This window comes from Paenibacillus sp. DMB5, assembly GCF_001517085.1.
Lineage (GTDB): Bacteria > Bacillota > Bacilli > Paenibacillales > Paenibacillaceae > Paenibacillus_AQ.
On the sequence record NZ_LRAC01000122.1, the window covers coordinates 26196 to 39112 of the forward strand.

Genomic DNA, 12917 nt, shown 5'->3' on the forward strand with positions numbered 1-12917 from the left:
TTGCGTAGGCAGGGGTTCTTTTTTTATTTGTACAAAGGAGGATGAAGTATGAACAGGAGACCGCTATTAAGCTTTACCATCTGCTGGGTTGCCGGCAGCGCCGCGGGCTGCTTGTTTGACGGCTACAGGCTGCTGGCAAGTATCGCAGTCTGTCTGCTGCTGCTTGCTCTCTGGGCGGCCGGCGGGGGAATCAGGTGGAAAACGGCCGCTGTGTTTGGGCTGGCGCTGACTGCGGCAGCGCTGCATTGGGAGTGGACAGAGGCGCGCAATGTCAGCCTGCTGCCGGAGGCGCTGGGTAAGCCGGAAGCCGGACTGAATGAAACGTACATAACAGCCGAAGGTGTTATTGCTTCCCCGGTGGAACAGGACGGGGACCGGGTGGATTTCACGCTGAAGCTGATAGGGATTATAGGTGATGGACAGGAAGGAAAGGATGCGGAAGCTACGGCGGCAAAGATGCAAGCAGCGGAGTCTGTAAACGGGTCTGAGGCGGGCGGGCCGGCAGCGGAAGGTTCATTGGCAGCTGCCGGTCCGGCAGGCGAACAGATTGCTGTGCAGATCAAGCTGCAGGCGGAGAGTGAAATCATGGTGGCAGCGCAGTGGCAGCGGGGGGACAGGGTAACCGTCAGGGGAGAGCTTGTGCTGCCGCCGGTGGCGCGGAACTTTGGCGGGTTTGACTATCGTGCGTACCTGCAGACGCAGCGGATTCACTGGCTGCTCAAAGGGGAAGGTGCGGCGATTGTAACAGCTGTGCCTCCGGTATCCTGGCAGCTGTCCAGTATTCTGCGCTGGAATGATGCAGCCCGTGCAACGCTCGGCGCCGAGATGGACCGCCTGTTTCAGGAACCGCATGCCGGCTATATGAAGGGACTGGTCATCGGCATTCAGGGTGACCTCGATCCGGAAACCTTTAAGCAGTTCTCGCAGCTGGGTCTGACACATATTTTGGCCATTTCAGGGATGCACGTGGCTGTTTATGTTGGAGTCATCCTGTTTCTGCTGCGGCGCCTGCAGTTTACCCGAGAAACGGCGCTGACCGTTACGCTGCTGCTGGTGCCGGTTTATGTGCTGTTGTCGGGTGCCGGGCCGTCGATTGTACGTGCCGGACTGATGAGCATGATCGCCCTGCTCGCTGCAAGGCTCGGCCTGCTGAAGGACGGCATGAATATTCTCGCCGCTTCAGCGCTGATCATGCTGGTCTGGAATCCGTATTTTCTGCTCAGTGTCAGCTTCCAGCTGTCTTTTCTGGTCACAGCAGGATTAATGGTGTATACACCGCTGGCAGCCCCACTGTTCGGCAGGCTCCCCAAATGGCTTGGCAGTTCCATAACGGTAACGCTGATCGCACAGCTGGTGTCTTTTCCGCTGACGGTGTATTACTTTAACCAGTTTTCATTGCTGTCTTTTATCGCTAATCTGCTGCTCGTCCCCTTTATTACTTTTCTGGTACTGCCGCTGGGCACCCTTGCCCTGCTCCTTGGACGAATCTGGGATGCCGGAGCTTCTGGGGTTGCAGGTGTAGCAGAGCTGCTGAACAACTGGACCTTTGCAGCTGTGGAATGGGTAAACGGGTTTACAGCAGGCGTGCTAATCTGGGCTTCCCCGTCACTGCTGTGGATATGCCTTTATTACGTGCTGCTCTATGGTCTGCTGTACACATTGAAAAGGAGGAGGGAGGCGGGATTTGCCCCGCAGTATATGGAGGATGAGACCAGACCGCTGGCTGAGCTTGCGCAACCGGGAGCTGGGGGAGTCCGTGATGCATTCCCGTATCCGTATTATGCCGGAGTTCAATCCGGGCTGCGCGGCAGTGGTTACGCCGCCATACTGTGTGCTGCGGCACTGGCTTTGCTGCTGTACAAGGGTTACTACACGGAACAGCTGAACGATGCGGGAACCATAAGCTTTCTGGATGTGGGCCAGGGCGACAGCATTCTGATTACGACACCCGAGGAGGCTCACATTCTCGTCGACGGAGGCGGAACGGTAAGCTTTGGGAACAAAGAGGAATGGCGCATCCGCCGCAGTCCTTTCGAAGTAGGGGCCAAGACCCTGCTGCCGCTTCTGAAGCAGAGAGGAATTCACCGGCTGGATGCGGTAATACTTACCCATGGTGATCAGGACCATATGGGCGGACTGCAGGCCGTACTTGAGGGGATGCCGGTCTCGGCGCTGCTGTTCAACGGGACTCTGGCAGACGCTGGGCCGTATACGAAGCTGATGAACACGGCCCTTGCCAAGGGTGTCCGGCTGTATGCCGTGCAGCAGGGAATGGTGCTGGCTCCGGATAAAGTGACGGAGCTGCATTTTCTCTGGCCGGAGCCATTGGCGGCAGTGCAGCAGCTCCTTCCGGAAGTGGAGGAGCAAAACCATGAATCGGTGGTGTTCCGGCTGGAGATGAACGGCCGCAGCTTTCTTTTTACGGGAGATATGGATGAAGCGGCTGAGGAAGAGATTATTCAGGCTGCGCAGCAGGCTGGAATCCGGGAAGCCGGACCCGTAGATGTGCTAAAAGTAGCTCATCACGGAAGCAAAACTTCTACAGGGGCAGCCTGGCTGGAGTTCTGGAAGCCTGAGACCGCAGTGATCTCCGCCGGAGTCAATAATCTGTACGGACATCCGAATGCCGGTGTGCTGGAACGGCTGACGGAAGCGGGATCGGCAATATACCGGACGGATCTGCACGGGGAGGTGCAGCTTAGGGTGGACGAGGAGATCAGTATACGGTATAGGATAAATACAAATGAAGTTAAAAGTGATCAGAAGCCTGACTAATTAAGCATACGAGTGCCAGTAGCCTATGAAGCTGACATGGTAGGGCTATTGAGCGCTACCTGCAAATTGAACGGGATACGCTCAAATAGAGCCGTTCTTCAAGGGAGAAAATTGTTTGAGGATAGCCCGGGCAATTATTTGCCCAGAGGTTTTTGGGGCAACCATTCCGGGTAAACCAGACGCAAGGAGCGCTTTTATACCAAGCTTTTCAGCATAAACAAAATCAGTTCCGCCTGGTTTAGAGGCCAAATCAATAATAAGCGTGTCGGCCTTAAGGTTTGAGATAATAGATTTAGTTAATAACTCATATTCAATTGTGTTGAAAATTACATCAGTATCGGACACTTGGGAATATAAGTCCGGTATATAAAAAGGCTCCAAACCCATTTCCCAAGCGCGTGCAAAAAGACTGGATTCGCGTACACCAATCTTCACCTTTGCTCCTAGATTCTTTAATTTATTTGCTAAAGTTGTTCCTACCCTTCCCAATCCAAGGACCATACATACGGAATTATGAATAGTAATTTCAGTGTTTTGGATGGCTAACATAATAGCGCCTTCAGCTGTAGAAATCGAATTATAAATGGCAATTTCGTCTTTCGATAATAGTTCTACTAACTCAATGTGATGTTTATAGCAAAGAGCCTTCAGGTATTCTGTCGCCGTTCCCGTGAAAATTTTGCAGGAGTCTGGAACACACTGAATGTGTTCTTCAAGTAATACAAGTGTTTCAGAAGTGTAGCTGGATTCGATCAGACCATCATTATTCGTTCCGTTTACAGGTAGAATTACCGCATCAGCACTATTAAAAATGAGGGGGGTTAGCTTTGATTTTATCGTATGATGCACTTTGTCATAAGTATCAAATCCAACCAGTATAAGGTTTGCATTTTGTTCAGTTAATATACGGATGACCTCCTTCTGGCGCCCGTCACCTCCAATTACTATTATTTTTTTGTCAGTTAGCACAAATATCACGTCCAGTCAGTAAATAATAGAAACCACTCTATGGAATAAGCCTCGTTTATTTGCCCGGGTAATTAAGAACCCGCCACATGCGCCCGGCTCTCCCTCAGCAGCCGGGCATAATAGCCCTCCCGCTCCAGCAGCCTGCGGGGCGGCCCGGACTCGGCCACCCGCCCGTTCTTCATCGCGATGATCAGGTCCGCGCCGGCAATGGTGGACAGCCGGTGGGCGATGATCAGCGTGGTGCGCTCGCGGGCCACATTGTCGATGGCCTGCTGGATCAGCTTTTCCGTACGCGTATCAATGTTCGCGGTAGCTTCATCAAGCACGAAGATCGCCGGATCATGGGCAATCGCCCTGGCGAAGGAGATCAGCTGCCGCTGTCCGGCAGACAGTGTTCCGCCCCGCTCGGTAACCGGCCCGTTGATGCCGCCGGGGTAATCCTGCACGAACTCAATGGCACAGGAGGCCTGCAGCGCATGCTGCACGGTCTCTTCCGCGATCTCATCGCCCAGCGTGATATTATCGCGGATCGTGCCGGAGAACAGGAAAACATCCTGCAGCACGACCGAAATGTTCCGCCGCAGATCATCCAGCCGAATGTTGTTCACATTGACGCCGTCAATAAGGATTTCTCCCTTTTGCACCTGGTAAAAGCCGTTGATCAGACTGATAATGGTCGTTTTGCCCGCGCCGGTCTCGCCGATAAAAGCTGCCGTCTGCCCTTTACGGATCACAAAGCTCACGTCCTTCAGCACCCAGTCGGTATCCTTGTAGGCAAACCAGACATGGCGGAACTCAATGGTACCGTCCAGCCGCTCCACAGCGACGCCGCTCTCCGGCTGCTCCAGCCGTTCCTCCTCGCGGATCAGCTCATCAATGCGTTCCGTAGATACCAGCGCCGATTGAATTGAGGTATACTTGTCTGCCAGATCAGAGACCGGGGCAAAAAACTGCCGGATATAGGTCGTGAACGCATACAGTACGCCGATCTGCAGCATGCCGCCGGAAATTTGGCCGACGCTGAACCAGACGAGGATGGCAATCGCCAGACTCTGGAACATATCCGATGCCGGCTTCAGGATACTGTTGAGCCTCACCTGGATCAGCGTGGTCCGGAAGTAATCCCCGTTCAGCTTCAGGAACTGCTCCTCCTTCTCTTTTCCGCGCGGAAAATCTGAATGACCCGCATCCCCGCAACGCTCTCGGCAATAAAGCCGTTGATCTGACCGATATAATGCTTCATGTGGAAGAAGTTCTTTTTGATTTTGTTTTTGATAAACCAGACCAGAAATACAATCACGGGAATAACGGTAAAAGAAACAAGCGTAAGCTGCGGGCTGAGCATCAGCATAGCGTAGATAATGCCGATCAGTAGCAGAACATCCTTAACAAGCGAAATAATGACGTCTGTATACAGGTCACTGACCTCAGCGGTGTCATTTGTCGCCCGGGTAATGAGCCGGCCGGACGAGGTCCGGTCCAGAAACGACAGCGGCAGCCGCTCGATAATCCCGAACACCCTGACCCGCAGATCATGGATCAGGCTCTGTCCGGCTCTGGCGACAATCAGCGCCTGCAGATAGGCGAAGCCGGAGCCCGCCGCCGACACCAGCAGATACAGCAGGGCCAGACCAAGAATAGAGTCAAGACCATGCTCTGCCGCACCGCCGATCAGAAAATGGTCAATGACCCGCTGCAGCAGCAACGGCTGCACCAGAAATGCCGCATTGACAATAATGACGCAGACGCAGGCCAGGAGGAGCTGAAAGGTATAAGGGCGGGATAACCGCAGCAGCAGCTTTACTGCGCCGGACTCAGACTTTTTGGGGCGTGGACTAATGGCCGTCTTCATGCTGTTCCGTGTAGATATCAAAGTACAGGCCTCCTTTCGTAAGCAGCTGTTCATGCGTCCCGCGTTCGGCGATAACCCCTTTGTCGAGCACGATAATCTCATCTGCTTCCTTAATGGACGAGATGCGGTGCGAGATCAGAATATTGGTTTTGCCTGCACGGACCTGCCGGAGGTTCGCCAGAATCTGCCCTTCCGTAACGCTATCCACTGCAGATAACGCGTCATCCAGAATCAGAATAGCCGGATCACTGACCAGGGCGCGGGCGATAGCCAGCCGCTGCTTTTGTCCGCCTGACAGATTGACGCCGCGTCCCCGAGAAGCGTATCATAGCCGTCCGGAAATTCACTGATGCTGCCCGCGATCAGTGCGGACTCAGCCGCCTGCCGGACCTCAGCATCACTGTAGCCGTCTTTGAAAAAGGCGATGTTATCCTTAACTGTAGCGGCAAAAACAAAGCTGTCCTGCGGCACATAGCCCATTCCTCCGCGCAGCGCCTCAACCCTGTAATCGTTAATATCCCTCCCGTCCAGGCTGATCTGCCCGGGCTCCACATTATAGAAGCGGAAGAGCAGCGAGGCGAGTGTGCTTTTGCCGGAGCCGGTGCGGCCGATGATGCCAAGGCTATGTCCCTTAGGGAGGCTGAGCGAGATGTTGTGCAGGGCAGGCGTATCCGAGCCATCATAAAAGAAGGTCAAATTATGCAGCTGGATCTCTCCCTCAGGCTGAACCTCTACCGCCTGCGGAGTATCCTTAATGTCAGGCTGCACCCGCAGTACCTCATACAATCTGCCAAGAGAGGCTATGCCGCGCTGGATGGTGGTGACTATTTTACCGATGGACACGATGGGGCTGATGATCAGGTTCAAATAACCGTTAAAAGCGACGAAATCGCCTACACTAATGTCCCCGCGCAGGACCAGCCTGCTGCCGTAGACTAAATTAATGACAAAACAGACCGCAAAACCGAATTCGATCATCGCCGGCAGCGCAGCAGAGACACGTATCAGATCAAGATTGGCCTGTTTCATCTTGCTGCTCAGCCCGCTGAAGCGCTCCATTTCCGAACGCTCCTGCACATAGGCTTTGATGACACGGATACCGGAGATATTTTCCTGAACCTTGCCCGACACCGCGCCGAACTGCTGCTGGACAATTCTGAACCGGGTCTGAACCTTACGGCTGCTGAACAGCATAATCACGATGATAAAAGGCAATGGGGCAAGCGTAGCCAGGGTAAGACGGGGATCGACCGTAGCGAACATGAAGTAAATGGAGGAGCAGCAGATTACAATGCCGTTGAACGACATCGCCGTAGCCGGACCGAACGTCATCCGTACCGCGGATATATCATTGATGGCATAAGCGATCAGGTCGCCTGTCTTGCGGCTGTTATAAAAAGAAGGGGAGAGCTTCAGGTAGTGCCGGACCAGCTCTTCACGCAGGTAACATTCGAGGTTGCGCGCGCTTTTGATGATGATATTTCTCCATAAAAAAGTGCAGGTGAACACGCCGGCGGCAATCAGCACCATCCACAGCACCTGAAGCTTCACCTGCCGGGTGTCAAAGCCGCTGACCTTCATTAAATCCACTGCATGGCCCAGCACTTTAGGAAAAAGCGTCTGAATAAAGGAGGCGGCGAACATAAAAGAAAACCCGATCAGATAATCAGTCCTGCGGGCTTTGAAAAAACGCAGCAATATAGAGGATTTCATTGACATCCCACCTTTTGAAAATACACCTGCCTGTCTCAGATGCTCCTTACGGATTCTCTTTCCACAAAAGTGCTAAGCACAGCAATATTCTCCGCAGGCTTCTGCGGATCGGCAATCCGGCTGAGCAGCGTGGCTACCACTCTCTGGCAGGAGTAATCGATATTCAAGTCCATCGTAGTAAGGGGAGGTGTTGAAAGAGCCGATATTTCCGTGTTGCCGCTGCTGAGAATGGACACGTCCTCCGGAACTTTAACTCCGCGCTCCTGCAGGAGACGGATCAGCTCTACAGCCGTGAAATCATGCTCGCAGATAAAAGCGGTCGGCAGTCCTCCGCCGGCAATCAGCCCGGACAGCCTGCTCCCAAGTGCCTCATCACGCTCCAAAAATATCGCCTGTGCAGCCGGCAGCCCGTGCTCCTCCAGCGCGGAGGTGATGCCTGTTTTCTTTTCCTTGTTGCGGTAAGCGCTAAGATTCCCTACGAAGCCGATTGCTTGGTGCCCGCAGCCGATCAGATATTGGCACTGCTTGTAACCGGCATGCAGGAAGCTGAACCACACACTGTCAAAATCATAGGCCGGTGAGTAACCGACATACAGAATCAGCGCCGGAATCTGCTCATGAATAAAGGAAATATAGTCACTGTTAAACCGCCCGATAAAAATAACCCCGTCGAACTTGTAGCCTTTACTTAAACGGTAGGGCAGGGCCAGCCTGCTCTGGTGCTCCTTATCGACAAATTCAATGCTGTAATCCGTGTCGGCCTGCTGCAGCGCCTTTTCGATGCCCTGGACCTTATAGCTGAAGTTGCTGTTGTCATGCTGATAAGGCTTCTGGTGAAGCACCAGAATTTTCGGAGGAGCTGCCTTGCGGGGCCGGATATAGCCCATCTCCGCTGCTTTTTCCACAATCTTGGCTTTCATTTCATCGCTGATGCCGCCCTGATCCGCCAGCGCTCTGCTGACTGATACCGGAGACAGCCCGAGTGCCTTGGCGATCTCGGTGAGCGTTACTTTTTTGCTTTTCACAATAATCCCCCGTTTTTGCTGTACAACACAGCAGCTTATGCCTGAATACTGTTATTATATTCCTGTATTACACAGGATACAACGCAAGGAAATGATAAAATCAACGTAAAAAATTAATTTTTTAAGTTAAAAATACATAATTTTTTCGGCGTTTAAGAGCTGTATATCATTTTTGGAAGATTGAGGGAACCAAATGCAGTCCGGAGAGTCTTATTGACCAAAGAGGTGAGAGAGAATATGCACAGTGAAGAGTTACCGTATGCCGTAGCCTATGCGCCGTCCATGACGCTGCGGGAAATGATGGAGACTTATGGGCGGGATGTGTGGAATTATGCGTATTTTTTGAGCGGCAGCCGGGAGCAGGCGAATGACATCAGCCAGGAGGTGTTCCTAAGAGCGCACCGCAATATCGCCAAATACCGGGGCAGCGCCACCTTGAAGACCTGGCTGCTGACAATTACCCGTAATTCTGCGTTCAGCTGGAGACGGAACAGCTTCTGGCACCGGTTCATTCCGCTGGGGAAAGGCCAGGCTCCCGGACAAGCATGGTCTGCAGAAAAGGAAGCGTTGAGCAAGCAATATGTTAACCGCATCTGGGAGCTGATTATGGAGCTGCCGGATAAGCACAGGGAGGTGCTGGTGCTGGAGATTCAACAGGGATTGTCCACCGCAGAAATGGCGGCCCTGCTCGGAGTAGCGGAAGGAACCGTTAAATCCCGGCTGTCCCGGGCCAGGGAGAACATGAGAAAAGCGCTGGAGGAGGATGAGCGATGAAGCACAGACAGGCAGAAAACGCGGGAAAAGTTGGAACAGAGAATCCTGAATGGTACCGGGAGGCGGGACGCGGCCCGTTAGCGGAAGACGGGTTCACCCCGCAGCTGATGGCACGGATCGAGCTTGCTGCTGAGCGCCGTAACGGGGCGGTGAAGGTTATTATGCGCAGGCGCATCGGTATTGCTGGAGTGACAGCAGTGCTGCTGCTTGGTGTGCTGCTGTGGCCGCTGGCGGGCGGGGAGGGAGAGGGTTACACGGCCCAAATCACTACCTTTTTCGGCAAAAATAATGCTGCAGCGGTGCGGCCTTCCGCCTCTCCTTCTACAGCGCCGTCCTCAGCAGCCGAGGCTTACAATCCGCCACAGGGATCAGCCGAATTTGAGCTGGGCGGTTTGAAATATTATATGCCGCTGCCGTCCAACGTGGATAAGACTTACGCGCAGGTACTGGAAACACCGCTGGGGATTGTCTGGTCACCGCCGCCGCAGATGACGGATTACCTCAAGCCGAAATACACACGCAATACGGAACCCTATTCACTGTACCTGACTCCTAAGGGACATGTGGAACTCTCGGCGGATTCCGCAAAAAGAATATATACTTTTCCATTGTATGTAGGGAGTGCACAGACTTATTTTGGTCTGGGGCAATTTTATAGTGCAGGAGATTATCTTCTAGTAGCACACTATTCCCACAGGCTCGGAGACGAGCTGAAGCTTCGGAAGTGGAAACTTTCCAGAATAAATCTTAAAGAAGCGGCTGCAGGCAAGGTATCTGCTCCGGAGGAGATATTGAATTTAGATGCTTCGTTTACCGTTTACAGATCCTTTATGGCTATTAATCCGGACAGGGAGGAGTTATTGGCAGTTAATTATACTGAGGACGGAAAAGGCGGGTATATTCAGAAGAGCAAGCTCTATGATATAGCCGGCGGAAAATACCAGCTCCTCAAAGAGGAAGTATTAATAGAGAATAAAGAAAAACCGTCTGTCATTCTATTTAGCCAAAATGTTTATACTATTCGGCAGGGGGCTGGGGTTGCCCACTATGAGCTCGATGGAAAGAAGTACGCAGCGGAGGTTGTGCTGTTAACCGGCCAGCAATGGTATCTTGACTATCAGTCCCCGGAATACCAAACAGGCAGTTGAATCTTTCAAAGTAAATAATAAATTTAGTTCGTTTCATCTGGATAATTTACTAAAAAAAAGCTATACTTTTGATAATATCAAAGGTATGGCTTTTTTATGCGGAGTGGAGCGGAAGAGATGAAGAAACTGACAATTGAGGATGTGGCCCAGAAGGCGGGAGTCTCGAAGAGCACAGTCTCACAATTTTTGAATAAACGCTTTAAATACATGAGCGAAGCGACCAAGAACCGGATTGCCGATGTGATCGAGGAGCTGAATTATCAGCCGAACGGCCTGGCCCGCAGCCTGAAGCAGAACCGCACGCATATGGTCGGGATCATTGTCGCCAATATTGACTACTCGCTATCAATCCAGTGTATCCGGGCAATTGAAAATGAGCTGCAGCGACGAGGCATTCAGGTTATCATCTGCAATGCCGACGAGAACGCGGATAAAGAAAATACGTATGTGGAGACACTGGTGGCTCGTCAGGTGGACGGGCTGATTATTTTTCCGACCGGTCACCAGTCCTCGGCTTATACGCGCCTGATTGAGGCGGAGTATCCGCTGGTATTCATGGACCGGCTGGTTGAGGGGGTAACGACCCAGAGCCTGCTGCTGGACAATGAAATGGCCGTCAAGACAGCGGTCAAGGAGCTCACCCGCAACGGCCATGAGGCCATAGCCATTCTGTCGCTGCCGCTCGGGGAGAACGCGATTACCCCGCGCAAGGAGCGGATGAGCGGCTATAAGAAGGCGATGGAGGAGGCGGGCCTTCCGCTGAATGAGCGTTATATGTGCAGCGTGCCCAGAGAGCGGATCTCTGCCGCGCTGGATGAGCTGCTGAACGGGCCGCAGCCGCCGACGGCGCTGGTGGCCGCCAACGACCTTGTGCTGGGCGAAATACTGAAATATGCGAACCGCCATTCGGTTGATATTCCCGGCCGCCTGTCCGTTATCGGGATCGACGATGCGGAGTTTGCCCTGATCTACAACCCGGCGATCACAACGATCCGCCAGCCGGCCTATGAGATGGGGATGCAGGCGGCGAAGATTATGCTCTCGCTGATCGAGGACCAGGATGCTGCGGTTCCGATTACGTACCGCTTTCCGCCTGCGCTTCAGCAGGGGCAGTCTGTGCGGCCTCCGGTATAACCGGTAAGAGCCGATGGAGACGTTGACAGATCCGGAAGAGTAGAGTGTAAACCGGTTTACTTCTGTGAGGCCAACTTTTGCTTAAAAGTTACCAGGTGTATCTCCGTGCATTAGCCTGGTTTTGGATTAATTTAGCTAGTGGTTGTAGAGAGGGAGGGGAGCCTGGCTTCCTTCTTTTTTTTAGTTTTATGTCTCTTGAGATTCGGAGGTTTGCTGGAGTAGTGTCGCTTGAGCAGGGTGCACACCGGGAGAAACTGCGTAAGTGCGGGTTTGACGAGTGGTTTAGCTGGAGTAGAGGGAAAAATCCCACTAACTGCGGCTGTACGGCCACCGAAGTACCACTGCAAAAGCTGTAAGAAAAAAAGAGGAGTGCTCCCGGCATAAGCCGGGGGACACTCCTCTTTGGCAAATAAATGATTGCTGTCTATATTTGATCTTTGGCGTAAAGTCGGCAGTAACTTTTACACGCCGGCGCCCATGAAGCTCTCCAGCTTATCGCGGGTCGGTAGGCCGTCCATGTCTCCGGGAGACATAACGGCCAGTGCGCCGATGGCATTACCGCGGCGAACGGCTTCGGCTACAGGGAGCTTTTCCAGCATGGCGCTGATTACGCCAACGGCGAATCCGTCTCCGGCACCTACTGTATCTACTACCTCTTTTACCTTAAAGCCGTTTACGTATCCTTCTTCTCCGGCAGAGGTTTTGTAGTAAGCGCCTTCGGGACCCAGCTTGATTACAACGAGGGATACGCCGCGTTCCAGATAGTATGCAGCAATTTCCTCTGGAGTTTCAAGGCCGGTCAAAATTTTGCCTTCGCTAAGGCCCGGCAGGAACCAGTCGCAGCGGGTAGCAAGATCATTGATTGTGGTTACCATGGTCTCCTTGTCAGGCCAGAGGGTCGGGCGCAGGTTCGGATCGAGGGAGACGGTTTTGCCGCTCCTTTTCATAAATTCCATAGCGTGCAGTGAGAATTCATGACAGGTCTTCGAGAGCGCTGAAGAGATGCTGGTTACATGCAGATGGCCGGCGGAAGCGAAATAGGCTTCGTCAAAGTCAGCCAGGCTCAGCTTGGACGCTGCGGAATTTTTGCGGAAATATTCAACCTTGGGGTCTCCGGTAAGCACCTTGGACTTGATCAGCATTCCGGTAGGAGCTTCCTTGGTATAAGTAATGCTGTCTGTATCAATATTTTCTTTGTTCAAAGCCATCGCAATGAACTGCCCGAAGTTGTCTTCACCGAGCTTGGTTACATAACCGGTTGTGTGTTCGAGACGGGACAGTCCGGTTGCCACATTGCTTTCTGCCCCGGCCAGCGCCTTCGAGAATGAGGTCACCTCATGCAGCGGCCCTACTTCATTCGCATAGAACATTGCCATCGGCTCGCCAAAAGTGACAGCACTAAGTTGTTTGCTCATCGTTAAATTCCTCCCCAGGGCAATCCGGAGACTCCCTGTATAATGATTAGTAATTTGAAATTATCACATAAATCGGTTTTGTACAATAAGGCAACGCTCATTCGGACACGTG

The 12917-nt window shown here is 52.8% G+C and carries 10 protein-coding genes and 1 pseudogene; 4 read left to right on the forward strand and 7 right to left on the reverse strand.

Going from position 1 to position 12917, the window contains the following annotated elements:
- The first annotated feature begins 48 nt into the window (after positions 1–48).
- Positions 49–2775 (forward strand): ComEC/Rec2 family competence protein, encoded by a 2727-nt coding sequence (locus AWJ19_RS14615; protein WP_082707901.1) that lies wholly within the window; start codon positions 49–51, stop codon positions 2773–2775.
- Between the two features lie 81 nt (positions 2776–2856).
- Here the strand turns inward: AWJ19_RS14615 and dpsA are convergent, their stop codons facing one another.
- From dpsA to AWJ19_RS14635, 6 genes and pseudogenes are all read right to left on the reverse strand, one after another.
- Complete coding sequence (gene dpsA, locus AWJ19_RS14620) at positions 2857–3744, reverse strand: dipicolinate synthase subunit DpsA (RefSeq protein ID WP_068724803.1); 888 nt, start codon at positions 3742–3744, stop codon at positions 2857–2859.
- 71 nt (positions 3745–3815) lie between these two features.
- Complete coding sequence (locus AWJ19_RS35840; protein ID WP_241781759.1) at positions 3816–4742, reverse strand: ATP-binding cassette domain-containing protein; 927 nt, start codon at positions 4740–4742, stop codon at positions 3816–3818.
- Positions 4740–5650: pseudogene (locus AWJ19_RS35845) on the reverse strand (ABC transporter ATP-binding protein); the annotation flags it as partial. The pseudogene AWJ19_RS35845 and the gene AWJ19_RS35840, both read right to left, overlap by 3 nt.
- Entirely contained in the window at positions 5580–5804 is a 225-nt protein-coding gene (locus AWJ19_RS35850) for a hypothetical protein (protein ID WP_241781753.1), read from the reverse strand. The gene AWJ19_RS35850 and the pseudogene AWJ19_RS35845, both read right to left, overlap by 71 nt.
- A 23-nt stretch (positions 5805–5827) precedes the next feature.
- A complete protein-coding gene (locus AWJ19_RS14630; protein WP_198536572.1) occupies positions 5828–7309 on the reverse strand; it encodes an ABC transporter transmembrane domain-containing protein in 1482 nt (493 codons plus the stop codon).
- 35 nt (positions 7310–7344) lie between these two features.
- Positions 7345–8334 (reverse strand): LacI family DNA-binding transcriptional regulator, encoded by a 990-nt coding sequence (locus AWJ19_RS14635; protein ID WP_068724804.1) that lies wholly within the window; start codon positions 8332–8334, stop codon positions 7345–7347.
- A 213-nt stretch (positions 8335–8547) separates the two neighbouring features.
- Between AWJ19_RS14635 and AWJ19_RS14640 the strand changes: the two genes are divergently transcribed.
- From AWJ19_RS14640 to AWJ19_RS14650, 3 genes are all read left to right on the forward strand, one after another.
- Positions 8548–9108 (forward strand): RNA polymerase sigma factor, encoded by a 561-nt coding sequence (locus tag AWJ19_RS14640; RefSeq protein ID WP_241781754.1) that lies wholly within the window; start codon positions 8548–8550, stop codon positions 9106–9108.
- Positions 9105–10256 carry a hypothetical protein gene (locus tag AWJ19_RS14645; RefSeq protein ID WP_068724808.1) on the forward strand — a complete coding sequence of 384 codons (1152 nt, stop codon included), beginning with the start codon at positions 9105–9107 and terminating at the stop codon, positions 10254–10256. Before AWJ19_RS14640 ends, AWJ19_RS14645 begins: the two co-directional genes overlap by 4 nt.
- Before the next feature lie 117 nt (positions 10257–10373).
- Positions 10374–11390, forward strand: coding sequence for a LacI family DNA-binding transcriptional regulator (locus tag AWJ19_RS14650; RefSeq protein ID WP_068724810.1), 1017 nt, complete (start codon positions 10374–10376; stop codon positions 11388–11390).
- A gap of 461 nt (positions 11391–11851) precedes the next feature.
- Here the strand turns inward: AWJ19_RS14650 and AWJ19_RS14660 are convergent, their stop codons facing one another.
- Positions 11852–12805: a sugar kinase gene (locus tag AWJ19_RS14660; protein WP_068724814.1), complete on the reverse strand. Its 954-nt coding sequence runs from the start codon at positions 12803–12805 to the stop codon at positions 11852–11854.
- Between the last annotated feature and the right edge of the window lie 112 nt (positions 12806–12917).